Source organism: Consotaella aegiceratis (genome assembly GCF_036541425.1).
GTDB classification, from domain to species: Bacteria; Pseudomonadota; Alphaproteobacteria; order Rhizobiales; family Rhizobiaceae; genus Consotaella; species Consotaella aegiceratis.
Map to the genome: position 1 here is coordinate 1 of NZ_JAZHFT010000056.1, position 25775 is coordinate 25775.

Annotated in this window: 20 protein-coding genes and 1 pseudogene; 10 read left to right on the forward strand and 11 right to left on the reverse strand. The window is 60.7% G+C overall.

The window, feature by feature from the left end; translation table 11 throughout:
• The coding region (locus SMD10_RS22545; RefSeq protein ID WP_331687999.1) for a recombinase family protein at positions 1 to 1109 on the forward strand (1109 nt) is incomplete at its 5' end.
• On the opposite strand, the gene SMD10_RS22550 is transcribed toward SMD10_RS22545, so the two are convergent.
• Positions 1081 to 1923, reverse strand: a complete 843-nt coding sequence (locus SMD10_RS22550) for a tyrosine-type recombinase/integrase (protein WP_331688000.1) — start codon at positions 1921 to 1923, stop codon at positions 1081 to 1083. The two genes, SMD10_RS22545 and SMD10_RS22550, sit on opposite strands and share 29 nt — an antisense overlap.
• Before the next feature lie 446 nt (positions 1924 to 2369).
• On the opposite strand from SMD10_RS22550, the gene SMD10_RS22555 reads away from it, so the two are divergent.
• Positions 2370 to 2672 carry a DUF736 domain-containing protein gene (locus SMD10_RS22555; protein WP_331688001.1) on the forward strand — a complete coding sequence of 101 codons (303 nt, stop codon included), beginning with the start codon at positions 2370 to 2372 and terminating at the stop codon, positions 2670 to 2672.
• A 37-nt stretch (positions 2673 to 2709) separates the two neighbouring features.
• On the opposite strand, the gene SMD10_RS22560 is transcribed toward SMD10_RS22555, so the two are convergent.
• Entirely contained in the window at positions 2710 to 5190 is a 2481-nt protein-coding gene (locus SMD10_RS22560) for a TOTE conflict system archaeo-eukaryotic primase domain-containing protein (protein ID WP_331688002.1), read from the reverse strand.
• An 88-nt stretch (positions 5191 to 5278) separates the two neighbouring features.
• Positions 5279 to 5464: pseudogene (locus SMD10_RS22565) on the reverse strand (DUF736 family protein); the annotation flags it as partial.
• A gap of 754 nt (positions 5465 to 6218) precedes the next feature.
• Between SMD10_RS22565 and SMD10_RS22570 the strand changes: the two are divergent.
• Genes SMD10_RS22570 through SMD10_RS22580 form a run of 3 tightly spaced genes read left to right on the forward strand, consistent with a single transcriptional unit; the run spans position 6219 to position 9083 of the window.
• Positions 6219 to 6734, forward strand: a complete 516-nt coding sequence (locus tag SMD10_RS22570) for a DUF6932 family protein (protein ID WP_331688003.1) — start codon at positions 6219 to 6221, stop codon at positions 6732 to 6734.
• Positions 6731 to 8008: an XRE family transcriptional regulator gene (locus tag SMD10_RS22575; RefSeq protein WP_331688004.1), complete on the forward strand. Its 1278-nt coding sequence runs from the start codon at positions 6731 to 6733 to the stop codon at positions 8006 to 8008. Before SMD10_RS22570 ends, SMD10_RS22575 begins: the two co-directional genes overlap by 4 nt.
• On the forward strand, positions 7995 to 9083 hold the full coding sequence (locus SMD10_RS22580) for a beta family protein (RefSeq protein WP_331688005.1): 1089 nt from the start codon (positions 7995 to 7997) through the stop codon (positions 9081 to 9083). The genes SMD10_RS22575 and SMD10_RS22580 overlap by 14 nt, the downstream gene beginning before the upstream one ends.
• Here the strand turns inward: SMD10_RS22580 and SMD10_RS22585 are convergent.
• The gene (locus tag SMD10_RS22585) at positions 9025 to 9633 is read right to left on the reverse strand and encodes a sce7726 family protein (protein WP_331688006.1); all 609 of its coding nucleotides are present in this window, start codon (positions 9631 to 9633) and stop codon (positions 9025 to 9027) included. The genes SMD10_RS22580 and SMD10_RS22585 overlap by 59 nt on opposite strands.
• 277 nt (positions 9634 to 9910) lie before the next feature.
• Here SMD10_RS22585 and SMD10_RS22590 point away from each other — a divergent pair, with 277 nt between their 5' ends.
• Positions 9911 to 10474, forward strand: coding sequence for a flavin reductase family protein (locus SMD10_RS22590; RefSeq protein WP_331688007.1), 564 nt, complete (start codon positions 9911 to 9913; stop codon positions 10472 to 10474).
• A gap of 7 nt (positions 10475 to 10481) precedes the next feature.
• Here SMD10_RS22590 and SMD10_RS22595 read toward each other — a convergent pair whose 3' ends face one another.
• Positions 10482 to 11408, reverse strand: a complete 927-nt coding sequence (locus SMD10_RS22595) for a DUF2493 domain-containing protein (RefSeq protein ID WP_331688008.1) — start codon at positions 11406 to 11408, stop codon at positions 10482 to 10484.
• 422 nt (positions 11409 to 11830) lie between these two features.
• The gene (locus SMD10_RS22600; protein WP_331688009.1) at positions 11831 to 12769 is read right to left on the reverse strand and encodes a tyrosine-type recombinase/integrase; all 939 of its coding nucleotides are present in this window, start codon (positions 12767 to 12769) and stop codon (positions 11831 to 11833) included.
• Positions 12770 to 12808: 39 nt separating this feature from the next.
• Here SMD10_RS22600 and SMD10_RS22605 point away from each other — a divergent pair, with 39 nt between their 5' ends.
• Positions 12809 to 13609, forward strand: a complete 801-nt coding sequence (locus SMD10_RS22605; protein WP_331688010.1) for a class I SAM-dependent methyltransferase — start codon at positions 12809 to 12811, stop codon at positions 13607 to 13609.
• A gap of 1059 nt (positions 13610 to 14668) precedes the next feature.
• Here SMD10_RS22605 and SMD10_RS22610 read toward each other — a convergent pair.
• The 5 genes from SMD10_RS22610 to SMD10_RS22630 form a co-directional block, all read right to left on the reverse strand.
• Positions 14669 to 15718 (reverse strand): DUF7146 domain-containing protein, encoded by a 1050-nt coding sequence (locus tag SMD10_RS22610; protein WP_331688011.1) that lies wholly within the window; start codon positions 15716 to 15718, stop codon positions 14669 to 14671.
• A 95-nt stretch (positions 15719 to 15813) separates the two neighbouring features.
• Positions 15814 to 17973 carry a ParB/RepB/Spo0J family partition protein gene (locus tag SMD10_RS22615; RefSeq protein WP_331688012.1) on the reverse strand — a complete coding sequence of 720 codons (2160 nt, stop codon included), beginning with the start codon at positions 17971 to 17973 and terminating at the stop codon, positions 15814 to 15816.
• Between the two features lie 179 nt (positions 17974 to 18152).
• Positions 18153 to 18668 (reverse strand): GNAT family N-acetyltransferase, encoded by a 516-nt coding sequence (locus SMD10_RS22620; protein WP_331688013.1) that lies wholly within the window; start codon positions 18666 to 18668, stop codon positions 18153 to 18155.
• Positions 18656 to 18922: a type II toxin-antitoxin system TacA family antitoxin gene (locus SMD10_RS22625; RefSeq protein ID WP_331688014.1), complete on the reverse strand. Its 267-nt coding sequence runs from the start codon at positions 18920 to 18922 to the stop codon at positions 18656 to 18658. Before SMD10_RS22625 ends, SMD10_RS22620 begins: the two co-directional genes overlap by 13 nt.
• 162 nt (positions 18923 to 19084) lie before the next feature.
• A complete protein-coding gene (locus SMD10_RS22630; RefSeq protein ID WP_331688015.1) occupies positions 19085 to 20287 on the reverse strand; it encodes a DUF932 domain-containing protein in 1203 nt (400 codons plus the stop codon).
• Between the two features lie 392 nt (positions 20288 to 20679).
• Between SMD10_RS22630 and SMD10_RS22635 the strand changes: the two genes are divergently transcribed.
• From SMD10_RS22635 to SMD10_RS22645, 3 genes are read left to right on the forward strand one after another with little or no spacing between them, the layout of a single operon-like run.
• Entirely contained in the window at positions 20680 to 21675 is a 996-nt protein-coding gene (locus tag SMD10_RS22635) for an AAA family ATPase (protein ID WP_331688016.1), read from the forward strand.
• A 12-nt stretch (positions 21676 to 21687) separates the two neighbouring features.
• Positions 21688 to 24024 (forward strand): S8 family peptidase, encoded by a 2337-nt coding sequence (locus SMD10_RS22640; RefSeq protein ID WP_331688017.1) that lies wholly within the window; start codon positions 21688 to 21690, stop codon positions 24022 to 24024.
• 16 nt (positions 24025 to 24040) lie between these two features.
• The gene (locus SMD10_RS22645) at positions 24041 to 25441 is read left to right on the forward strand and encodes a transposase (protein ID WP_331688018.1); all 1401 of its coding nucleotides are present in this window, start codon (positions 24041 to 24043) and stop codon (positions 25439 to 25441) included.
• Positions 25442 to 25775: the final 334 nt, after the last annotated feature.

Below are 25775 nucleotides of genomic sequence, written 5' to 3' on the forward strand. Positions count from 1 at the left end.
AGGCCGAGGTGGTGCGCCGCATCTTCCGCGAATACGCTTCTGGCAGAAGCCCGAAGGAGATCGCATTCCAGTTGAACCGGGAAGGTGTTCCCGGTCTCCGCAACCGTCCCTGGATCGACGCCACCATTCGCGGCAACCCCGTCGCCGGAACCGGCATCCTCAACAACGAACTCTATGCCGGCGTTCTGGTCTGGAACCGGCAGCGCTTCATCAAGAACCCCGAGACCGGCACGCGCGTCTCCCGCGTGAACCCGGAAAGCGCGTGGATCAGGACGGAGGTTCCGCATCTGCGGATCGTGGACGATGCGCTCTGGCAGGCGGTGCGCGAGCGCCAACGTGGTATCTCGGCCCTGTTCGGTCCCAACCTCACCAACACCCGCGAGGGCCGCGCCAAGCGGCTGCACCTGACCAACAGGCCCGTCACCCTGCTGTCCGGCCTGCTTGTCTGCGGCTGCTGCGGCGGCAGGATCAGCATGGTGATGACCGACCGCTACGCCTGCCGTAATCATCTGCGCAAGGGCATTTGCGACAACGGCCGCACCATCCGGCGCGACGAGATCGAGGCGCGCGTCTTGGCTGGCCTGAAAGAGAAGCTGGTGTCGTCAGAGGTGGTCGCGGAAGCGGTCCGCGCCTATGCTAAGGAAACCAACCAACTGAACCGTGACCGGCGGGCGCAGGCGGACGCGGACCAGAAGACGCTCCAGAAGAGCGAGCGCGCCATCGCCGGCATCATGGCGGCCATCGAGGACGGGCTATATCAGCCAGCGATGAAGGCGCGGATGAACGAGCTTGAGCGGGAGAAGGCGGAGATCATAGCCCGCATGGCGCAGGCTCCTGCCGATGTGCCGGATGTGCATCCCAACATCGCCAACATCTATCGCAGGAACGTGGAGCGGTTCACCGAAGCCCTCAACGATCCCGATGGTGGCCGCGAGGCGGCCGAGGCGTTGCGCTCGCTCATCGGCGAGATCGTGCTGACCCCCGGCCCGAAGCGCGGCGAGGTCCATGCCGAGCTACGCGGCGAGCTTATGGGCATCCTCGCCTTCGCCACCGAGCAGAAGAACAGCCGATCCGTCCGTATTATGCCGCCAGTAGCATCTTGTGGGTGAGTGGCAGCAGTTCCTCGCGCCGGCTCTTGCCGAACAGGCGGATGCTGCCCTGCTGCCAGTCGATATCGCCGAAGCCGAGCCGCGCCACCTCGCTTGCCCGGAGCCCGAGCCGGACCAGCAGCAGGATGATGGCCCGGTCGCGCAGGCGACGCTCACCCTCGCATGCTCCGATGATCCGTGCGATATCGGCATCGGACAGGAAGCGCGGGATCGATGCCAACTGCCATCCCGCAGCATTGGGCATGGCGTAGTCGAGCCCGGGCCGACACCGTCCTGCTGCGATCAGGAAGCGCAGGAACGCGCGGATGCCGACCGATATCCCCTTCATCCGCGCGACCGATACGGCTCGGGCACGGTCAGCCATGTACGCCCGGATCGCCACGGCGTCGTAGGCGCTCGGCGTCTCCCCCAGCGCATCGATGAAGGGAGTGATCGCCCCAAGATACGTGGCCAGCGTCGTTTCGGCCAGACCGCGCTGTTCGCGGGCCCAAGCCGCAAACTCGGCCACCAGGGGCGCAACCGGTTTGGCCGGCAGGCACGCCAGCACGCCGCGATCCTCGAGGTAGGCGATGAACAGCTTGGCGGTCTCGACCGCGTCCTGGTTGACGTCGCCTCGGAAGCGCGGGCACTGCCCCGCTGTGATCAAGGCGAACGATGTCGCATACGCCTCACGGATCGCGGCGAGCGTGTAGCTTTCCGCGCGCGCCCAGTGCGTCCAACTCGCAAGCAGCCGCAGCCTCTCGACGACGGTGCGGGGCGTATACCGTCGCCCATGAAGCCATTGAGCAAAGTCCGCCGCGTGGTCTGCGGCCATTCCCGCCTTCAAGCGGTCCTCGACCGCGTTCTTGCGAACATAAACACCTGTCGGCATGTCGCCTCCTTTTGCATGTGGAGGCGGGACTATGATCCGAGGCGGCTGTCATTCGGAACGTCAGCACTTGTGCCTGGTGCTGTCGTGCGATGTGAGAACGACGGGATCTGGCTGGTTCTGCCGGGTGCTGTGCTGCCCTGCGGACCGACGGGCCTTGTTCTGGGCGGATCTGCCCCGCGATGCGGTCTGCGACCCGGCCTCTCCCCGCAACAGCGCGACGGCGATCTTCTTCCCCGCGGCTGCGCCGCTCCTCGCGCAACAACAAGATCGCCGCCCGCTATCCTTCGCATGCGCTGCGGCCTGACGGTGCGGGGTCGGCCGTCCCGGGGCTCTCGATCGCCACAAGGCCGCGATGGTCGCGGGCTTGAACACAGCACAGGAGTTCCACCATGTCCCAGATCGGTTCGTTCACCCTCGGCAACGATGGCACCTACACCGGCACCATCAAGACCCTCGCCATCGACGCCAAGGCGCGCCTCGTCCCCAGCGATCCCGCCGCCACCAGCGACAAGGCGCCCGACCTGCGGGTCATCGTCTCCGGCTTCGAGATCGGTGCCGCCTGGCGCCGGACCTCCAAGGAGGATCGGACCTACCACTCGGTCAAGCTCGATGATCCGTCCTTCAGCGCACCCATCTATGCCAACCTCTTCGAAGGCGACGATGACAAGTACGCGCTGATCTGGTCACGCTGATCCACACCGCGGCGCCTCCCAACACGGCGGGGCGCCGCTACTCGATCACGTAGCCCAGAGCGCGATAACCCGCCCGTCGCTTCCCAGCCATCCGGGCGAGGACGGGAACCGCCTGGTCGACATAGTCCACGACCAGGACATCCCTCTTTCCGTCGTGCTCGCGATGCAGCCGGCCGACATACTGCGCCAGGGTTCCCTTCCAGGCGATCGGCATCGTCAGGAACAACGTGTCGAGACGAGCATCATCGAAGCCTTCGCCGATATAGCGGCCTGTCGCGAGTATCAGGCGCTCATGATCATCGGAGACATTCAATGCGCTGTTGGCTGTCTTGCGATCGGTCGCCGACATGCCGCCGCGCAGGACCACGAGATTTCTCACGAATGGCGAGAACCTCTTCTGAAGATAATCGAGGTGGTCTTTCCGCTCCGTCAGAACGATGGGCGAGCGCTTGGCCTCAAGCGATTTCAGCACATCATCGAAGATCAGATCATTCCGGGCACTGTCCTGTGCCAGCGCCGCATAGATCGCAGGCATCGACGGCCGCTCGGCCGAGGCCAGCGATGCCGGGAGTTCAAACTGCGTCGAGCGATCGCGCGCGCGGTGGCGGATACCACGTTCGGCGGCTTGAACCCGTGCATCGACCCTATGGCGCACAGGGCCGCATTGCATGAAGATGATCGGATGGTGTCCGTCTTTCCGGGCAACGGTCGCCGACAGGCCGACGACGTAACGCGCTTTCGACCGCCGGGCGACAAGCTCGAAGCTTGCCGCAGACAGATGGTGGCATTCATCGACGACCAAATGGCCGTAATCGGCGACGATGTCCGCAACTTCCCCCTTACGGACCAGGCTCTGGATGAGCGCAACATCAATGACACCGGTCGGCTTCCTTTTCCCGCCGCCAATAACGCCGATCTGCTTTGGATCAATCTTCAAAAAGGTTCGTAGACGTTCCACCCATTGATTGAGCAGCTCTCGTCGGTGGACCAGGATGAGCGTGTTTCGGGCACGATGCGCAATCAGCGCCGCCGCGACGACCGTCTTGCCAAAGGCGGTCGTCGCGGCAAGCACACCATTGTCGTGGGTCACGAGAGCATCGAACGCCGCCAACTGCGGCCGTCGTAATTCGCCCTGGAAGGATATGTCCGCTGGAAGTGCCGTGCCGATTTCGCGCAGCTCTTCCAGATCGGCGACGGCGCTATGGCTTTTGATGAGATCGATTGCTTCCTCAAGGCAACCCCGAGGTAGAGCGACATGCCGCGCATATAGCTCGGCGCACGAGACGACCCGAGGCTTGCCGAATGTCGGCAGCCGCATTGCCTGGGCGCGATAGAACTCCGGGTTCTGGAAAGCCGCCAGGCGAATAAGCTGCGCAATCAGGGCCGGCGGGAGTTCTGTCCGATCGATGTAGACCTGATCGGCGACGACGATCCTGATGCTGTGCGGTATCGCGGCTTCAATACGGCGCGGCGCACTGCGGCGCGACGGCCACATCTTCCACGGCTCGTCAGCATGTTCGTCGTCCACCGGCATGCGGACGCCCAAAACCCGACCTGACAGCTCGGCCTCGTCCGCGATCCTGAAGGCCATGTCAGCCGACAATCTGGGCAGGGACGACAGATACGCCCATTGGTCGTCGTAAGGTCTCAAATCCTTGTCGACAAAAACGCTGTTGCCGCTCTCCCGTGCCCTTCTCTGCAACGGCAGTGCAATCAGATTGCCAAACCCCCCAAGGGGCATGGTGTCCTGATTGGGAAAGAAGCGATCATAGGACGTGAAGCCGATCTCGGGGCGTTTTTCCATCGTCTCCGTGATCAGGGCAGAGCCCATCTGCCGGCCAGTCCTCGCCGGAACAGGCTCGGAGAAGAATATCCAGACATGGCCACCATTCCCCGACCTCGACCGTTCCAGGGCGGCGGCAATTCCTTTCGCATGACAGGTGCTGAGCAGGGCCCTGGCATCGTCCGCCCAACTGTCCTTGTCGAAGTCGGCGGCGAGGAACCAGCATGTCTCGTCTTGCAGCAATGGATACACCCCGGCGACAAAATCCCCCGAGCGGGCATCGCTGCCGCGCAGATGCTTTTCGATGATGTCCTCGGATGGCGGGACGAATGCCTGATGCGGGCATTCTCCACATTTCACCTTCGGCTTGCCGCAAATCCCCTTCGCCCACTCGTTCGAGCAGGCTGGCGAATAACCCGAGCGTCCGGCCTTCCTGTTTTCCCATCGAACCGGAAAGACATCAGGACGCCCGGCAAACAAGCGGCGAAACAACTCGATTTTCTCGGCCGATGACGAGCTGTTGGTGACCGAGGCATCGGCAAAGGCTGTCCCCTCGGCAGCATGGCTGCCGGATATCAGCTCCTGCTCAAGCGTTTCCAGTTCTCGCGCAAGCGCCAGCCGCTCCGCATCCAGAGCAGCCAGCCGCCGCCGAACGCGCGCAATTTCGTCCGAAGTGTCACACTCGTCGGCCAAAGCCTTTGCCTGCTTCTCACCGTTCACGTCACGGCCGACCATAGGCCAAAACCGCCACGGGCTTAATGCAGGCAATTATGCGGAGCGGAAACCGTCGAAACAGGCGGAAAACCAAGCCTCATGGGCCAACGCTCCGCATAATCCCGCTCTCCGCATAATCCACTCGACCCACGTAGACGCGGTGGCTGGGCGCGTTGTCGCTGGTGGTACGCGCCTCGGGAACGATGCGGACGTTCTTGGCCTGGACGGAAAGGGTAACGATTGCGCCGGTGAACTCGTTGTCGCCGGTCTTCTTGAAGGTGCCGATGGTCGCCATGGTGGTTCTCCTTGATCTCTTGTCTTCGAGCCCGCTACCCCAGCGGCCTCGATGGCGATCGACGGGCCGAAGGCGATCGGCGCCGCATCCGCTTGCGGGCCGCAGCGGCAGCGGAGGATGGCAGCCGGACGGCTTTCTTGACCGCGAGGAATGACGGCGTCCTCGGGGCCCTACGCGGCTCGCTGCGTGGGGTGGGGTCCGGCAGGGGAAGAAAGTTGGCTGGCGTCATTGCGGCCACGACGATCGAGGCGCAGCCGGCCTTCGGCCAGATCAGCCCATTGAAGAGGCCGTTCGGGAGCGCTCGATCTGCGGGAAGATCATGGAGGATGCCGCCGTGGCAGGCGGAAGGGACGAGGCCTGGCAGAATGAGAACACGGGCACCTCGGACTTGGACTTGGCTATACAGGAACAGTACCGAAAGCTGCGTGCCATTGGCGACGATCAGCCGCGTCAGCCGTCAGCATCTGGGAGATGCCATTGAGGAGGTGCACCGCCCCTGTGCCGGAGCGCGTGGTGGTTGACAGCGTTCAGATCGCTGATCGGCGGTTCAATCGCCGGATTACACGTCGCATGAAATCGTCTGGAGCGGACCGGAGAACCTACTCGCCGGTTCGGGGAGCCAGCATTTTGCATGCCCGAGGAGCCTAGCTGGTCCGGGAAAAGGTATTTGCCACAGACCTGATACGGACCTGATGGGGAGCTGTACCAGCTGAGCGTCATGACCTGAAATGAGCAGCTCGAGACACCTTGTCGCTTGCGTTCGTATTATTACAACGATATTGTTGTAAGCATGATTCCGGCTCTTGTCTCATTACCTGGTTCTCCCTGGGCCGTTCTGCCCCCTGGAGTGCACGCGGCAAGTTTGGAAGATGTGGCGGCTATTTTCGCCACGAATGCCTGGCGTCGTGGGCTCTTCGACGGCCTCGTCCTTGCATCTAGGAGGTTGCGATTTGCTGGATGTCCGAGGGTTTATCTCGACGGCAGCTACGTGACCGGCAAGCCTCGGCCCGGCGATTTCGATGCATGCTGGGACCCTACTGGGATCGATCCAACCAAACTTGACCCCGTATTTCTGGAGTTCGCGAACAGTCGAGCAGCGCAGAAAGCTGTATTCAAGGGCGAATTCTTTCCATCCTCGATGATGTGCAGAGATGTTGGGAAGACATTCATCGATTTTTTTCAATTAGATCGTTTCACAGGAAAACAGAAAGGGGTCATCTCCATTTCACTTTCGGCCGATCCGCTTCTCCTAGGGAAGATGCAGCCATGATATATAGCGACAAACAATACAGCGTTTCGAGTGCACAACTTACGAAGTTGCGGGATGCGCTTGCTGCTGCTGAGGCGCGCGCGACTGATCAAGCATGGCTCAAGAAGGCGGAGATCGACGCGCTCAAGAGCCAGATCGCCGATATCGAGGCGGAGGTTGCCGAATACGACCTTCTTAAGTCCGGTCAAGCCTCGTTCTCGAAAACTTATGCGCTCGAAGAGCTGCCGCGCGTACTGGTGCAAGCCCGAATTGCCTCCGGCATGAGTCAAACAGACCTCGCCGTAAAACTTGGAATGAAGCCGCAACAGGTGCAGCGCTACGAGGCAACCGACTATATGGGGGCAAGCCTCAGCCGGCTGATCGAGATTTCGAAAGCGCTCGGTGTAAAGGCATCAGGAAGCTTCGAGGGGCCCAAGCGGGTGGGCGGTTCGGTCTTCGCTTGGGGTGATGCCGACGATGTTGTTTGGGGCCAGCTTCCCTACAAAGAGATGATCAAGCGCAAGTGGTTCGATGTACCGCGTGGCGCAAACCCGATCGAGCGCGTGAAGGAGTATTTTCTGCATGCGGCCGGCCCGCAATTCGCAACAGCTCTCCATCGCAAGAAGATGCACAGTGGAAACGCGCCTAACGAATACGCACTGCTCGCTTGGCAGGCGCGCATTCTGGAGCGCGCGCGCTTTAAGGTCGAAGCAGAAGAGATCGGCGCCTTTGAACTCGATGACCGGTGGCTGCCGGAGTTGGTGCGTCTCACCAAGCGAGCCGACGGGCCGAAGCGCGCCCGAGATCTGCTGGCCCAGAAAGGCATTGTGCTAATCGTCGAGCGCCACCTTCCTGGGTCGTATCTCGACGGCGCAGCCATGCTCGCTCTTGGCGAAAGACCGGTCGTTGGCCTTACCTTGCGCCATGATCGGCTAGACAACTTCTGGTTTGTATTGATGCACGAACTGGGTCATGTCTTTCAGCACCTCCTCGGGGGGGCGCGCTTTGATTTTTTTGATGAAGAAGGCGGTGTCGATGACGATACGATTGAGGCAGAAGCTGATCGATTTGCACTCGATGCGCTGATACCGGAAGAGCTGTGGGATCAGTGCCTCTCCCGCTTTGCCCTGTCAGAAGAGGCCGTGAAAATCGACGCGGATACGATCGGCATCGATCCAAGCATCATTGCCGGGCGCATCAGGAAGGAGCGCGGCAACTACACCATCTTGAGCAATCTGGTTGGTCTGGGCCAGGTGCGTTCGCAGCTTGAGGAAGCGGGCGATGATCTTGACTAGGGATATGTATGTTCCGGCGTTGCGTTGGCGAAAGGCTGAATACCTAGCTCTAGCGCGCTTATCGGGGAATGCAAAAGACCGGCTTGTTCCATACATTACAATCCCAGAGCGCGAGTTTGACTTCGATACTCGTCAGGTAAAAAAAACTCTTCATGATCATGTTCATCCCTTTGTCACTCGTTACGAAAAGAAGTGGGGGGGTAGACCGGCGTGGATCGGTGTCCATCCGGGCATCGCCGATGGTGTGATGGATGACGGCCGCGACGTCCTTACTTACGTGTTCGACGGACTGAGGACGCTAGACCACAAGATTATGCCGTCTATCCAGCTCGATGCGGAACGTCCACTTAAAGAGTCCATTGCATCTATCATTCGTCGAGACGGACAAGGTGTCGCCCTTTCCCTCCGGCTCGAAGACCTAATGAAGCGAGATGCGTTTTCTCGTGTTGTTGCGATGGTTGATTTTCTCAAGATCCACGAAGACGAAGTTGATATAGTTGTTGATCTCGGTCACCCGAACTTTGAGCCTTACGAGACATTCTCAGATGCACTGATTTCTGTCTTACGCCGGCTTGGTGACCTTAATCGCTTTCGCAACTTCATTCTCTTGAGTACGGCAATTCCAGAAACGTTCAAAGATATAAAAAGGGGTCAAGATGAAATCTTGCGTCATGACTGGTTATTTTATGAGATATTTATCTCAAGGCTACCCTCGGGAATGAGGCGTCCTAACTATGGAGACTATACGATAGTCCACCCTAATTTCTCACCGCGAGATATGCGCACGATAAAACCATCAGGAAAGCTTATATATACAACAAGAAATTCTTGGTGGGTGCGTAAAGGTGGTGCTTTTCGGGGTAACGAAGAGCAGATGCATGAGCACTGTAGTGTGCTAGTGAAAGAATCCGGCATTTTCAAAGGAAATGAGTATAGCTACGGAGATGACTACATCGATAGATGCGCCATCAAGAAAGTTCCGCCCAGCGATCTTACGAGATGGAAGAACGTAGCGATCAACCATCACATGATGCATGTTTTGGATGATCTCGCCACGTCCGGCGCTGTGCCATGAAGATTCGAATAGAAGCCGTGATCTCGCGCAGAGTCATAGCTTCACACAGGATCTCGTAAAGCTGCTTCCTCGGCCGGCGAAGAACTTTTGGCGCATATCCAGCCTTGTCCAAAAGTTCGATGACCTCGTCACGCCACAGCAGATGCGCCATCATGACCGGATCAATCTCCGGATTGGCGGAGGCATTTCGCAACACATGAAAATTGATGCCGCCTCGCGGTCCCTGTTCGGCCGAGATCATGCCGCACCATTCGGGTGCGCAACTCATGATGCCTGCAACATGCTTCGGCGCAGCGACGAAAGTGAGCTTCTGTAGCGTCTGACGGTAGATATCGATCTGGGTAGCAAGACGGTTGAGACTATCTTTTGCGCTCTTGATTTCATAACCGTGGATGCAACCGTTGATAACTGCCACGTCAATGCGGCTCCGGGCATGTGCAAGACCAAGTTCATCGATCACAAGCGTGTCTGGGTGGAACTTCGCGCTTCGCAACCGTTTGGCGTGTAGCGCAGAGCGAATGTCTGCGTCTGTCGTTCCCAACTTCGTCATAGCCGGCATCGTTAAACCAACTCACTTCTGCTAGAGGTTCTGCTCCAAGCCAAGGTGACATCCTGACTCGCTTGGCATTTCCCGAGCTTGTCGCCAGGGATGTTCGCGTCTGGTCGTAGGACCACGGGCTGAAACAATCGACTCGAGTGGGATCCAGGGGGCTGGTGGTCGGGCAAAGTCTTGATTCCCGCACGCATCTCACCCTGTTGACACGTATCCGCCATCTCAGCGCAATTCGATGTGACATCAACTTCATCAAGCGGAATTGGGCACGCAGATGATCAAATTCCCCGAGAAGCACGATTTTCCAGTGAGCCAGATCCGCCGCTACCTGGAACCGGGGCCGATCGTGCTGGTCTCGTCGAAGTGGCGGGACAAGACGAACATCATGACGCTCGGCTGGCACACGGTGTTGGAGTTCACGCCGTCGCTGGTGGGGCTGATGATCTCGGGCGGCAACCACAGCTTCCGCATGATCCGCGAGAGCGGCGAGTGCGTGATCAACCTGCCGACGACGGCGCTGACCGATACGGTGGTTGGCATCGGCAACACGAGTGGGGCTGAGATCGACAAGTTCGCCGAGTTCGGCCTGACGGCAGAGGAAGCGTCGGAGGTCGTCGCGCCGCTGATCGGCGAATGCCACGCGAACTTCGAATGCCGGCTTCATGAAGACGCGCTGGTCGAGCGATACAACTTCTTCATCTTCGAGGTGGTGAAGGCGCATGTCGCGCCATCGCCCGAACATCCCGATACGCTGCACTACACCGGCGACGGCGTCTTCATGGTGTCGGGCAAGATCATCGATCGTCGCTCGCTGTTCCGGCCGGAGATGCTGAGCTGAGCGGCGCTTACGCGCCGCCGAACCGCCAGACGGGAATGCCGAGCTTGCGAGCCTTGTCGGCAAGGTTGGCCTGGATGCCACTGCCGGGAAAGACGATGACGCCGATCGGCAGTACTTCCAGCATCTGGTCGTTGCGCTTGAACGGCGCGGCCTTGCCGTGGCGGGCCCAGTCCGGCTTGACGGCGATCTGCGGGACCTGGCGGTGATCGGCCCAGCGGGCGGCGATCCGCTCGGCGCCCTTGGGCGAGCCGCCGTGCATCAGCACCATATCGGGATGCTTGGCGTGGACCTGGTCGAGCTTCTCCCAGATCAGCCGGTGGTCGTTGAAGTCGAGCCCGCCGGTGATGGCGACCTTCGGTCCCGGCGGCAGGAGCACTTGCGTTTCGGCGCGTTTCTTCGCGGCGAGGAAGTCGCGGCTGTCGATCATCGCCGAGGTGAGCGCCTTGTGGTTGACCATGGAGCCGGTGCGCGGACGCCAGGATGAGCCGGTGTGGCGCTCGAAGTGCTCGGCGGCCTGGTCGCGCATCAGCTCGAAGGCGTTGCGGCGCTCGATCAGCGTCTGGCCCTCGGCCGTCAGGCGCTCCAGCTCGACCGACTTCACCTCGGAGCCGTCCTGCTCCTCCTGGCTGCGGCGCTGCGCCTGTTCGTTGCCATCGAGCTCGCGCTCGATGCGGCCGGTGGCGCGGTGGAAGAGGTTGACCGTCGACCAGAGCAGGGCCTCGAGATCGGGTTCGAGGCGCGTCTCGCCGAGCGTGGCGACCAGAGCGTCGAAAATGTCGGAGATGGCGCCGGCGACGGCGTTGCCATCGGGAAGTGGCCGCGGGTCCGGCTCGTTCTCGAAGGAACGGAAGCCGTAGAGCTGAAGCTCGGCGAGGACATGGCTGGTGGGGGATGCGCCGTGGTGGGGCTCGAAGGTGTCGTCTTCGCTGGTCATGGGGATGCTCCCGTCTTTGCCTGGACCGCGCCCGCCGCGGCCTTCCATGGCGCCGCAAGACGGCGGGCGGGACCGGCCTGCACCCGGAGCGACCGGCATGATCGCCGAAAGGCTTTTGGGGATCGGACAAGATCATGCCGGGAAGGAGCGAAAGGGCCGCAGCGACAGCGGAGGATGGCGAAGGCCGGTTGTTTTGCTTCGCGCTGCAAAGGCCTGCCACGGTTTCGTGGAAGGGCCGGCGGAAAAGAACCGGCATGAGCCATTGCCGGCTTGCCCCGTCTGCCGTCCAGTCGCCCTCTCAGGAAGGCCCGGGTGCGGCTTTGTGCGAAGAGAATGGACACATCGGCATTGAAAAGGATGACACCGGCCTCGGCCCAAGCGGGGCATCCTTCTGCAGGCACATAGAAATCAGTCGAAAGCGCTCAGGCGGTGGTGGTCGCCCGCAACGTGGAACGCTCTTCGCGTGTCGCTCCCGATGTCAGAAGATCGACCACGTTTGCCTCTGTGATCGCGCGCTTGAGCGCAACGTCGGTCACGTGGGTGTATATTTCGGTGGTCGCGATCGAGGCATGTCCAAGCAATCTTTGGACAAATCTGATATCCGTACCCTGCTCGATCAGCAGTGTCGCAGCCGTATGGCGGAGCATGTGCGGCGTGATGTTCCGGTCGATCCCCCTACTCGCGTGGAGCTTGTGAAGGCGGCGCCGCAACGATTGCGGGTCAAGCCGGGTGCCGCGGCCGTTGACGAGCAGGAAATCATTTGTATAGCGGCCGGCCAGCTTTCGTCGGACGATCTCGCGCTTCAGCGAGGGATCACTGATGTATACGACCCGATCGCGAGCGCCTTTTCCGCAGATGTGTATCGCGCTTCCGTCGGCCGCGATATCCTGGCGCCGAATCGAGCAGAGTTCCGAGACACGCAGGCCCGTCGCACTGATCAGGAGAACCGCGAACGTGGTTTCAACGTCGGTCGATGTTGCGCCCCTATCGTCGGCGATCAGAGTCCGCACTTCGTCGGCTGATATGGCACGTGGCAACCGCCTCGCTCTCTTGATAGCGGGTCCCCAATCATGAAAGGGGTCCTTCAGTCCATAAGTCTTCGCGGCGAATCGAGCGAAGCCGCGCAGTGTCGCAAAGCGCCGCCGTACCGTTGCCGCGGAGAGCGGGCGATCGGCTTCGACCATGTGAGCCAGATAGCCCTTCAAGACCCGAACGGACAGGCAATCTTCAACGTCCCTCACGGGGCTGTACGAGAAAAAGTCCTTGAGATCGCAACGGTATGAGCGGACCGTGTAGCCTGCCAGGTTGCGCTCCACCTCGCAGTGAAAGACGAACGCTTCGAGCGCTTCTTGATTCCGCATACGACCACTCCGCTGGAAAAATGCGGGTGTGAGCGCGTAATGGTTGATTTTTCCTACCCGTTAATGGTGAATGAAGAGCATACGCTTTGCGGAACTGCGATGTCGGATAACTCGGAATTATCGTCGGATGATCGTGAGATCGATCAGGCTCGCTTGAAATGTCGATATGATGTATCGAAAATTGAAGAAGATGATTGGCATCGCTCTACTGAAATTTACACCAATAAAATAATAGAATTATCAGTCAAAAAATTAGCAGAAAAGTTACAGAAATGCCCAATGGTACTCAACGCCGGATGCGGATCGACACAACTTGATTTAGAATTCTCTTTTGAAATTTGCTTAGATATATTCATGTCTCCTTTATATAACAGAGATTTTGCAGTATGTGGCTCTGCAGAAATGCTTCCGCTAAAAAATGAAAGTGTGGATTTGGTTATATGTGTAGGAGAGGTAATCGCCTATTGCGATCCATCGCGCTTCATTAAAGAAGCGTACCGCGTGTTATCGAAAGGAGGATTCCTAGTTTTCGATTTTTGTAGCACTAATAGTTTTCGATTTTACTTTACTAAAACATACGGGCGCATGGCAGACATTGTTTGCGTTGAATACAATAATGCCCCTGAAAGGACCTGGGTTTATAGCCCAAGTTATATGCGCGAAATTACGTCTCGCGCTGGATTTATTGATATATCCGTAAGTGGAACACATGGATGGTCCGCGTTACTTCAGAGATTTGGTCTACGAACAGGTCCATGTTTGCTTTTTCAAAAGATATTGAGACATATATCTCCAGCGGGTCACAACGACATTATTACGATGATCGCCGAAAAGCCGTAATTCTCGATATTATATGAAAGAATAGCTTTCGAGAAGAAGGCGTATCCTCAAGAAGGCAGTACAAAGCAAATGCAATCAACACGAATGGAAAGAATATCATAGAATAACTCATAATATAAAATAGAGACAATAATATTACTGAGATTAATAAAAACTTAAAAATATTTTGTATGAAAATAGTCTTTAATAATTCCATTATTACTGGCGCGTCTATTATTATATTCCATATTGGCTTCCTTTTCTGCTCGATCATAGACAAAGTCGGAGACGTCGAAACCTCCGATACCTGCCGGGCGTATAGTTCGCTAATCTGCCTTTCTCGAAGATCTATTGAATTTTTATCAAGAAATGGCTTATCCCATCGAAGGTAATGTTTAAAATAGAGACATCGCAATATCGTCCTATATATAGAAGATCCAATTGCTATTTTCTCGTCGATAAATCCAACCATCAAATCGGCTGGATAGCTTATATTCCCTTCATACGATTGGAGAGCCGGATACCTGTAAGGTGAATTAAGCACTCTAAACCCAAGTCTAGAAAAGTATGAAAGGAGCTTCTTATCTGGACACCAAATTCCATCATGCATTACGTGCGCCACTTCAAATACCGCAATTGAAAGATTTGGATAGCGACTTCGAAGGAAAACACCTATCTTTTCGATGATGTCTTTACTATAAAATCGTATTTTGTTTTTTCTCTTTATACAAAGGTACTCTAGGAATAAAATTCCTTCCTCTCCAAAAAACGAGTATTGCAAATATCCAATAACGCTTCCGTTCTCCTGAATAGAACAACAAATAAACTCGTCGGAGTCGATTGATTCTGAATTCTCAATCCAATATACGATTTGCCTTTCTGGATTTTGCGCTTCTGGTAGGATGCATTCTTTATATATACCAAGTGCGTCATGAAGTCTGGCCGACTCGCCGTCCTTTCGGTCTATTGGTTTGACTTCGATCATCCGACGATAATTCCGAGTTATCGGTACTGGGCGAGCAGCGCGGACGTGCAGAGGGGTGGGGACTTTAACGGTGTGGTCCCTCAGCCCAGGATTGATTAATCCAGGAAGCGCACGACGTCCTGTGGGGCAAGCTGGACGCGGATCGTGGACCGGAGTGCCTCGATGCCGAGGTGCCGCAGATCCTCATTGAAGTCGCCCCGTAGCGGCACGAGGGTCAGCGTCTCGATCCCAGCCGCATGGGCTCGCTCGGCGAGCGCTTCGCAGGCGCCGATGCCCGCCGGATCATTGTCGCGAATGAGATAGAGCCGGCGCAAAGTGTCGGGGAGCAGCAGAGCTGCGAGATGGGCGGCAGAGAGAGCGGCCGCCATCGGCATGGTGGGCAGGACACAGCGCAGCGACAGCACCGTCTCGATGCCTTCGCCCGCCGCCATGACGTCGCGCGCCACACCGAAGCGGACGGCATAGCCGGCTAGGTCGCCCATGGCGCGGCGCGGCGTTTCGATCGGCGCCTTGCCGAGGGTCGCCTCGCTGAAGCCCACGGGATCGAGATAGGTGCGGTGGACGCCGGTGAGATGACCGGCGAGATCGGTGACGGCGGCGATCATCGCCGGCCGTGTCTCGAGGGGCTCGTGCTCATTGGGGCGATAGAAACAGCGCGGATGGAACCGCAGGGCGGCCGTCCGTTGCAGCGCGGCGATGCCGCGTCGGTGCAGATAGCTCTCCGCCAGCGTGCTGGTGATCGGCCGGCTTATGGCGAACAGCCGCCGTGCCGCTTCCCGCGAGCCGAGTGGTCCCAGCGATGCTCGATTGATTGATGGTCTCGGCTCGGGCTTGGGTTCCGGTAGGGTGAGAAAGCGGCGCGCCTCCGCCAGGATATCCTTGAAGTCGGCGAGGCCGCAGCTCTCGCGGATGACGTCGAGCAGATCGCCATGCTCGCCGGTGGCCGCGTCGGTCCAGTGACCGGCCGCACCAGGGCCTGAGTCCGGCCCGCTGAGCCGGACGAACATCGACCGGCCGGACGTGTTGTGAACATCACCGACGATCCAATAGCGACCCTGGCGGCGGCCGTTGGAGAGATAGTGCCGGCAGACGGTTTCGGCGTTCCGAGCAAGACGACGCGCCAGATCATGCGGGGTCTCCGCCATGATGGGGTCCTCCAAAGGAAAGGCCCGCCGGCGGAGCCCCGGCGGAACATGTCCGCGAAGGCTCCGACCGACGGGCCGGCAAGACGGGATGATAGTTATTCGGCAGCGATCGGTTCGGCTGCGTCGGCGTCGTCAGTGTCGGCGAGGCTGTCCTCTTCGCCCATGGCCGTTTCGCCGTCGCCCGCCGTCGTTTCCTCGACGGCTGCATCTGGCTCCGCCGCATCGGCGTCGTCGGTGGCTTCGATGGAGCTCGAGGCCTCGCCGTCGTCCTGGACCTGCGCCGTCTCATGGCCCGGCGTGCGCAGCGGCTCCGGCAGCCAACCTGTGCCGGCGAGCAGGGTCTCGGCCTCCGCCGCCATGTCGCCCTTCTTCAGATGGACGATGCGATCAGCGGCGCGCTGGCCCTTCGCTTCCGCGACGGCCTGGAGAATGCGGGCCTTGGTGATGCGGCCGAGGAAGCTCTCCACCGTCGGCGTCCAGCCCGCCGCCGCCATATCGAGATCGACGGACTCGGCCAACCGATCGGCATGGGCGTGCGCCCGCGGCGGCCGGTTCCAGGTCTCGTGGGTCGCATTGACCGATAGGGAGACGACATGGGCGAACAGCACCGAGCGGCTGTCGCCGTCGAAGGCCTGCAGCGCATCCCAGAGATCGCCCGGTTCCTTCGGCAGGGCCTTTGCCCAGCTTTCGTGCCGGAGGCGGATGGCCTCGGCCGGGGCGCTGTCGGCAAGGCCCGGCACCTGGATGCCGAAGCCGGCGCTCTTGAGGTCGAGCTCCAAGCAGCTGTCGAGGCCATAGGCGTAGAACACCTTCAGCGTCAGCGCGTGCAGGGCGGCAAGGAAGGCAACGTCGGGCCGGTCACCCAAGGACTGGCGCAAGGCCAGCGTCCGGTGCGCCGTCAGTTCTGTCATCAGCCGATCGGAGATCGGCGTCAGGCCTTCATCTTCCTCCGGTTCTGGGGATGGCGACGAAGGCTCGACCGTGGCGGCATTGCCGGTACCATCGCCTAGCACAGCAGCGCCATCGGCGTTCTCCACATCGGCTGGCGCTGCTTCCAGCTCGACGGGCTGCTCGTCCTCGGCACGGACGAAGCCCCGCTCGACGCGCAGCGTGCCGTCATAGCCGATGCTGACGAAGGCGCCGGCTCTCGCCACCTCGTTGGGATCGAAGGCCGGTGGCCGGGCCTCGAATGCCTCCAGTGCCGTCTCCAATTCGCCGAGACGCTCGTCGACCGCCTCGGGAAGCTCGTCGGCATCGGCGTGCTCATCCGTCAGGCGATCGTATTCCGCCTGGAGGGCATTGCGTGCCACTTCCTCCTCGGCCGTCAGCGGCATGGGCTCGCCGCGCAGCTGGCGCAGGCCGAAGCTGTGGCCATAGGCGAAGTCGGGCGCGACCTCGATCCATTTCCAGCCTTCGGCGGAAATTGCTTCGGCTTCCGCCGCGAGCTTCTCGACGACCAGCCTGTCGACGAGAGCGACGTCCTGGAGCCAGCCGCCATCGTCACCCTGGAACAGATCGCGCAGCACCGTGCCGCCGGCCTCGACATAGGCTTCGAGACCGATGAACTGCGCCCGCTTGTCGGAGGCGCGCACCGCGCCCTCGGTCAGCATCCGGCGGATGGTATAGGGCTGCTTGTCGTAGGCGTGCTGCAGCCGTTCGAACACCTGTTCCTGGCGCTCGTGATCGCCGGAGACGGAGAACGCCTCCAGCTGCGCGAGCGTCATGCCGTCCTCGGCATAGATGTCGAGGAGCCTGGGCGAGACCGAGGCGAGCTTCAGGCGCTGCTTGACGACGTTGACGGAGACGAAGAAGGCCGCGGCGATTTCCTCTTCCGACTGGCCCTTCTCTCGAAGGGCGAGGAACGCCCGGAACTGGTCGAGCGGATGCAGCGGCGCGCGCTGGACGTTCTCGGCGAGCGAATCCTCCTCGGCCGCGATGTCGGTGCCGGCTTCGCGGATGACGCAAGGCACCGGCGCGGTCTTGACCAGCCGCTTCTGCCTGACCAGCAGCTCCAGGGCGCGATAACGGCGCCCGCCGGCGGGAATCTCGTAGAGGCCGGTCTCGAGGCCATCGGCGTCGACGACGGCCCGCACGCTGAGGCCCTGCAGCAGGCCACGCCGGGCGATGTCCTCGGCCAGTTCCTCGATCGAGACGCCGGCCTTGATGCGCCGGACGTTGGACTGGCTGAGCACGAGCTTGTTGAAGGGGATGTCGCGCGAGGACGACAGCGAAATCTTGCGAACGGCACTGGCCATGGTGGGATGCTCCGCGACGAGCGCCGAGAGCCTTTCTCTCGGACGGGAAACTCGTCACGAAGCGAAGCGCCGCCCTTTTCCTCTGGAAGGGCAGCGCCACGGCAATGGTGGTCAAGAAGGCGGCAACGACGAAGCTAGAGCGACGGTCTGGGTGGCTGAAAGCGCTCCAGAACTAGGGCTCAGCCCGCGCCGAACCCGTTCCGCTCAAGATCCTTGATGCGGACGATCATGGCGCGTCGCGGATCGCCGGGAAGTTCCTCGAAGCCGAAGCGGCGATAGAAGCCGCGCACCTCGTCGTCGAGCGGATGAGTGAGAACACCGAAGCTGCCGATCTGCCGGGATACCAGGACCGATGTCGTCAGGGCGTAGAACAGTAGCGAGCGGGCGACGCCCATACCCTGGAATTGCCGGTCGACGGCAAGCTGGCCGAGTAGGAAGATTGGGATCGGGTCCGGCCTGTTGCGCTGCGAGGCTTTAGGCAGGAACTCGCGCTCGATCTGGCCGGTGCTCAACGTGACATAGCCGGCGATGGCACCGCTTTCGCTGTCTTGAAGCACCGTGGTCCGGGAGACGCCGAGCTGCTGGTTGCGCCAGGCGTGGCGCCGGAACCACTGGTTCATGGACTCGCGGCCGCAGTCGAAGCTCTCCCGGTCGTCGCTCTCGTCGAGCGGCCGCGGAGCTTTCAGTCGCGCCATGCCGGCACGGCCTTGGCGAGATCGCTGAGGCCCGGCACATCCTTGGCCGGGCCTGCCGCCCAGGCCTCGACCTTCTCCCACTCGGCTGCGGGGATGATGACGAGGTTCTGGTGGACGAGGTCGAGTTCGGCCGCCTCGACCGCCTTGCGGCGGATGAAGTCGCTCAAGTTCGTGCGGGACTGCTCGGCCGCCGCCTCGAGAAGCTCGCGCTCGCGGGCCGAGATGCGGACGCTGACCGGTGCGAGATTGGCCATGGTGATGCTCCGAAGGTCGGTAGGACAACAGCATACATGATGTTGCCATCCAAGGCTATCAAGCTTCGCGGGTCGTAAGGCGAGGCTGACAAGCGAGCGGACCTACGAAGGCCGCAGCAAAAAGCCGGAGACACGGCATTCCCCATCTCCGGCTTTGGCACGTCACGCCGCCCGGTCGAGCAGCTTCTTCGCCCGTGCCTCCATGTCGAGCCGGGCATCCTGGTGCGGCTTGTCGCGCGCGACGGCGGTGATGCCTTGCACGAAGTCGAACACGCTTTCCGGCTTGCGACCTTCTTCGGCGAGCACCGTCTCGATGATCTTCGCGGTCTCGCCCTTGGAGAAGCCGCGCTTGCGCAGGAAGTCGGTGCGATCCTCGTCACTGCGGGCGACGATCTTCTCCCGCGCCGCCTTGATGCCGTTGACGAAGGGTAGAGCGGAAGAGTTGGCGAAGCGGGTCAGCGCCGGCGCCGCTTCATGGGCGAAGCGCGAGGCGGCATACTTCGAATGGCGGATGGTGATCTCCTGGAAATCCTCGACGCCCCAAAGATTGCGGTTCTGGCAGACCGCCCGAAGATAGAAGCTCGCGATGCCGAGCGTCTTGGCGCCGACCTCCGAGTTCCAGCAATAGAAGCCCCGGAAATAGAGGTCAGGCGAGCCGTCCGGCAGGCGGCCCGCCTCAATGGGGTTGAGATCGTCGACCAGGAAGAGGAAGACATCGCGGTCAGACGCGTAGAGCGTCGTCGTGTCCTGCGTGATGTTGACGCGCGGATTATAGATGCCGGTCGACCAGTCGAGCACGCCTGGCACCTTCCACCGCGTGTCGCCGGTGCCGTTGCCGGCGATCCGCTGCACCGCTTCGACCAGCTCATGATCGAAGATGCGACCGTAGTCCGGTCCGGTGACGGCGCGCAGCTCGACGCGGCCATCCTCGATCTCCAGCGTCTTCACTTGCTCGGCGCGGTGCGAGGTCAGGCCATATTGCAGGTTGATGCCGGCGAGCGGCGCGGGAAGCTGGCGCAGATAGGTCGCCGGCGCGCCGACGAGGCTCGAAAGCTGGCCAAAACTCCAATGAGTGGGCGCAACCGGCGTCTCTGCATCCGGCAGCATCAGCGCCAGGCGCTCGGGATCGTCGCGGCTCGCCTCGACGCGAATGGCAGCACTCGCCACCGTCCGCGTGCGGCTCCGCTCGGTCCGGCCGTGCACGGCGGCATAAAGCTCCGACAGCGACAGATAGCGTTCGTCCGCCGGCCGTGAGAACCACTCCGACGACACGCGCCCACTCGTCCCGCCGCGGCTTGCATCCACCTTGTAGCCGCCATTGCCGCGCTCGCAGCCAGCGCCGCTCAGAATCTCCACCTGGGTCATGGGACATCTCCATGACGGGCGCCGGAGACCCTCTCTCCAGCCCTCAACCCGTCACGGAAATCTCGTCCGACCTCTTGCTCTCTGATCTGGCAGGGGGCAGAAGCCCGGCGGTAATCTTCAATAGCTCCGGTCCGGCAGCAAGGCGCCCATTCCAGATATTTCCGTAACTCTAGTCAGCCCACTAAAGCGGACTTTCGGTTTCGGCCGAATGAGGTACCGCAGTCCAATCGCGATCAATGCTCAAGGAGCGGCTCCCCCAGCCGCTTTCGACCAGCGTGATTCCGCGGTAAGGTATTATGGAGTCGATTCTGACGGTTTGGCGTTACGAGGCAGGAATCCGCAGCGCGGAGCGAATATCAAGCGGCTTATGAGGATAACGCATAGGATTTTTGATGGCTCGCGGTGAATTAATGAAGAAATTGCTGGCGAGCTATGGCCGAGACGATGAGTTTCGGGCGGTTGCCGAGCAGATAATTGTTGAGGAAGAAAAGAAGAACAATAAGGTTCTCGCACGCACTCTTCGCAAGTCTCTCGAAAACGGCCCTTCGCTAAGCGGGCCAAAGCCCATGAAATCGCTTGCGCCGCTGATTCCGTTTCCGGACGCTGCGAAGGATTTTGTCGAGCGGGTGGAGCCCACCCACACGACCAAGGAAGTCGTGCTCAGCGCTTCCAACACGCGCGTTTTCATCGGTCTCCTCAAGGAATTCAGGCGAGCCGAGGATATCCGGCGCAGGGGGCTTCCGGTGCGCTCCAAACTCTTGTTCTGCGGCCCGCCCGGTTGCGGCAAGACTATATCGGCAGAGGTTTTCGCCGCCGAGCTCGGTTTGCCGATGTTTGCCGCCAAGCTCGATCAGCTGATCTCGTCCTACCTTGGCGAAACCGCCAGCAATCTCCGGAAGATTTTCGACTTCGCCCGCAAGCAGCCCTGCGTCCTCTTCCTTGACGAGTTCGATGCGCTGGCGCGCTCTCGCGACGACTCCAGCGAACACAATGAGCTGCGGCGCGTGGTCAACAGTCTGCTCCTGTTCATCGACCGCCTGCGACCTCAAGGTTTTCTAATCGCAGCCACGAACCTCGACCATGCTCTTGACAGCGCCATTTGGCGACGCTTCGACGAGGTGATCTGGTTCGACAAGCCCGATGAGCAACTGATCGCTCGCTATCTGCGCACGAAGTTCCGAAATTTGGCGACGGCGTTTGACGTCACAATAAAGGCAGGTGAGCTTGTCGGCTTTTCCTATGCGGAGATCGAGCGGGTCTGCATCCAGGCCATAAAGTCGACGGTCATCGAAAAGCGCAAGGACGTCAGGGAGCGGGATTTCAATGCTGCCATCCTCGACGAACAGCGTCGCAAGGCGGGTCGTTCGCGCCTCACCAATCAATCGTAAGGGGCCACATCCATGGCCCGATATGACCATTTGCAGCTGGTCAGGCTGCCGGAGCAACTCGAACGTCGCAAACGCCAGGGATTTGGTGCAGCGCCAGAGCGCGACCGTCCCGAACACAGCCGACGGATTGTCATGGAGCTCGACGACGCCGTCGCAGTTCAGCAGCGTCGGCGGCCACCCGAGGCGGTCAATCCCTCGCTGATCCTCCGCGTTCGGATGACGGGCTCACTGCTTGAAAGCGACTGGGAGGCCCTCGGCCTTACCGTGCTTTCCAGCGACGCCGACCGAACGCTAGTTCTCTTCTCGTCAAACGACGAGCTGCGCGACTTCCGGGCGCGGCTCGCTGCCTATGGCGGACCTGTTCCGGCCGGCCAGGCTGGCGCGCCCTATGCAAACTTCGTCGGGTCGATTGCATCGGTCGGCACGGTCGAGCCGAGAGACCGGATCGGGCTTCGCCTGCGCGAGGAAGGCTATACCGAACCCGAAGATTTCGACGCCGTGGGTGAGTTGGTCGCCGATCTTGAACTCTGGGACCTCGGCCGACGAGAGCTTCGTCAGCGCAAGCTTGGCGACATCGAAGCCTATGTGGTTGCCCGCGGCGGCGAATGGCTCGACGAGTACATCGGGCCGTCGATCACCATGGCGCGGATCCGCGCGAGCGGAGAGGTCTTCCGGTCACTGCTGTCACTGGAGGACGTAGCGGCGATCGACCTTCCGCCGTCCCCGGACGTTGCGACCGCGGAAGCCATGCGCCTTGAACTCGGCGACCTGCCGGAGCCAGGTCCTCTCGCTGACGACGCGCCGCTCATTGGCATCATCGATAGCGGCGTCAATGACCACCCCCTTATCGAAGACATCCTTGTCGGCGCGATCGGCGTCCCCGAGCGACTTGGCACAGCTGATGAATGGGGGCATGGCACGCGCGTCGCCGGCGTCGCCGTTTTCGGAGATCTCCGCGCCCAGCTTGCCGGTGGCGCGCTCGCCCGTGGGGCGCGGCTCTGCGCGGCAAAAGTCGTCAACGAACGCGGCGATTTCGACGACAGGAGGCTGGCGCCGTCCCAGATGCGAGAGGCTGTCACGTCGCTTTACGCGCGCTTCGGATGCCGGCTGTTCGTTATCGCTCTCGCAGACCGCAAGCGTGTCTATGACGGCGGAAAGGTCGGGACATGGGCGGCGACGTTGGACGAACTCGCGCGCGAGCTCGATGTCGTGATCGTCGTGTCAGCCGGCAACCGCTCCCCCCGTGGTGGTAACAGGATCGAGCAGGCGGTCACCGAGTATCCACGCTATCTGATGGAAGACGGCAATCGGCTGTTCGAGCCGGGCGGCGCTATCAATGTCGTGACGGTCGGGTCGCTCGCGCATGGCAACGGGCTCGATGCCCGGCTCGGCGCCGATATCGCGGTGCAGCCCATCACGCAGGAAGGCGAGCCGTCGCCTTTCACTCGGAGCGGACCCGGGGTTGAGGGATCGGTCAAGCCGGACTTCATCGATCTCGGCGGCACGATGATCGTCGATCCGCTTGTTCAACGACTACGCGATGGGCGCGACGTCGCGAGCGCCGGTCTACTGACGCTTCATCACCGGCCGATCGAGCAACTGATCACCAGCGGCTCGGGCACTTCCTATGCGGCGCCCATCGTCGCGTTGAAGGCCGCGCAGGTCCTGTCCCGGTTTCCCGACGCATCGGCGAACCTCGTGCGCGCGCTCCTTGCCACCTCGGCGACCATCCCTGAAGCAGCGCACCAGCGTCTATCTCCGCTGGGAGAGGACGCCATCCGCGGCGTCTGTGGCTACGGACAGATCGATCTCGAGCACGCTGCCTTTTCCGACGACGCGCGCGTCGTACTTTATGCGGAAGATGAGCTGGCGATGGACCATTTCGCTGTCTACGAACTACCGGTCCCGGAGCTGTTCCAGAATACTAATGGCCGGCGGACGATCCGCGTATCTCTGGCTTACGATCCGCCGGTGCGTCACAGCCGCAACGATTATGCCGGCGTCGGCATGAGTTTTCGCCTCGTGCGGGGGTGCGACCCGGCGCTGATCTCGGAGCACTACCGGCGCCGACCGCGCGACGAGGCAGTCCCTGATATCGCGAACCGCTTTCAGTGCAAGCTGGTGCCTGGTCCGCAACTCCGGGAGAAAAGCACGCTGCAGTCGGCTGTCGCGACATTCAAGACCGACATCTCGACCTATGGCGATCGCTATTACATCGTCGTACGATGCGAGGCCGGGTGGGCGACTGAGCTCGATCGCCAGCGGTTCGCGCTGGTCGTGCAGGTCGCGCACGAGGCCGAGATCCAGATCTACCAGCAGATACGCCAGCGTATCCAGCTCCGCTCTTGAGGCGGCGGGGTGAATCATGGCTCTTTCCCGGGATGACTTTCTCAACGCAACTCCCGACAATCCGCCGACTATGCCCGAGGGCGTCTTCGGGCCGCCGGCGGAACGCGGACCTGACTGGCCGGATAACCCCGATCTTCGGGCGGCTGTCGACTGGTTTAAGTCGTTCATGGCCCCGGAGGATTGGCACGCCCGCCGCGTCGCCGCCTTTGTATTGCTCTACCGACGCGCCTACGGGATGCGGGATCCCGACGAAAAAGGACGCTTCTTCGATGCTCGCGATATGTTCGCCTGGTATCTGTTCCAGGCCGAGGCCTTCCTCGACCACATGTGGAACTACGAGCCGATGTATGGCTCGCGGGTCGTTCCAGTCCTGACAGCGATCGGGCGAAATCGCGCCCTTCTCGAACAGCTGGATGGCGTGGAGGAGCGGCTGCAGAGGTTGGTCGGTTCCGAGCGCAGCCAGCCGAACGGGACGCTGTTCGAGTTGCTCACGGCTGCGGCGTACTGCCGGCAGGGCGCGAAAGTCTCCTTCCGGCCTGAGGAACGTGGTGTCGCACGCTCCTGGGATCTCGACGTCGAACTCGAGGGTCGACAGTACGCGGTCGAATGCAAACGCATGGAGACGAGCAATTACGGGGACCGAGAGCGAACCCGAATGCGCGAGCTCTGGGGACCGGCGGCTCACCTGTTGGCTGAGCAGAAGATCAGCACTTTCTGTAACGTCGATTTCAAGGCCCCTATGAGCGAGATCCCCGACGACTATTTCATCGACAAGATCGTTGCATGGCTGCCGACAAGGCGCCCCTCGCTGCTGTGGAAAGATCATATCTCCGAGGGTGTAATCGGGGAGATGGATCTCGGCCCGCTGCAACTCGTGTTGGAAACAGATGACGTGCTGTCAGCGGGTACGAGGCTGCACGAGCTCCTGACGGGACGCTATATCCGGCACGCCAATTATAATCAGGTCATCCACTTCCAACCCGGGAGTTCTCCCCGATTCATCGGCGAATGCGACCTAGCCATCCTTCTTCGCTGGCAGAACAGCTCAAGCGTCTCAATCCGGGCGAAAGCCCGCGATGTCATGCGTAAGCTTGCGGAGGCGCATGACCAGCTTCCTGCCGACAGAGAATCGATCGTCCATATCGGGTTCGAGGCCGTGGAAGGCGATGAGGTGGAGAAGGCACGTTACGAGAAGATCCTGGCGAGCACAGGTCGGTTCGACGCGAAGGGAAAACCGCTGCGCTTTGTCTACTGCCACTATTTCGTTCCCGAGAGCCCGCCCGACGAGGCATGGGCCTTTGACGAGACCGTTCAATGGCGGCGCATCACCGGGTCAAACCAGCCACCGCTCGCGGAGCCATTTCTGGTCCTTCCGGAGGGTGGCCGTATGTTGTCCGGGCTTCATTGGGATCCTTGAGAGAGAGCGGATGACGATGGTCGAGATTATTGTCGAATCGTCCTTGGTCTGGCCGGCCAGCGGGATGGCATGCCTCGCGACGCTCAGTCAGGTCTCGCGACATCAGGTGGTCGCCACGCGACACCCCACCGGCGAGCTAAGTTGACCGGCTGCGGGAACCAACGGCAGCTTTCCGCCTCAAATGTCCGAAAGCTGCAATTCTGCTACCGTGAAGAGTTTCGGGCGCCGGCAGGCGTACGAAAGTCCCCGAGGAAGGAACCCGCGGGCCACAGTCGATGGCTATGGGGATTTCGATCTGCGGTCGATGTCGGCGATGGCGCGGCCGTCGCTGGAA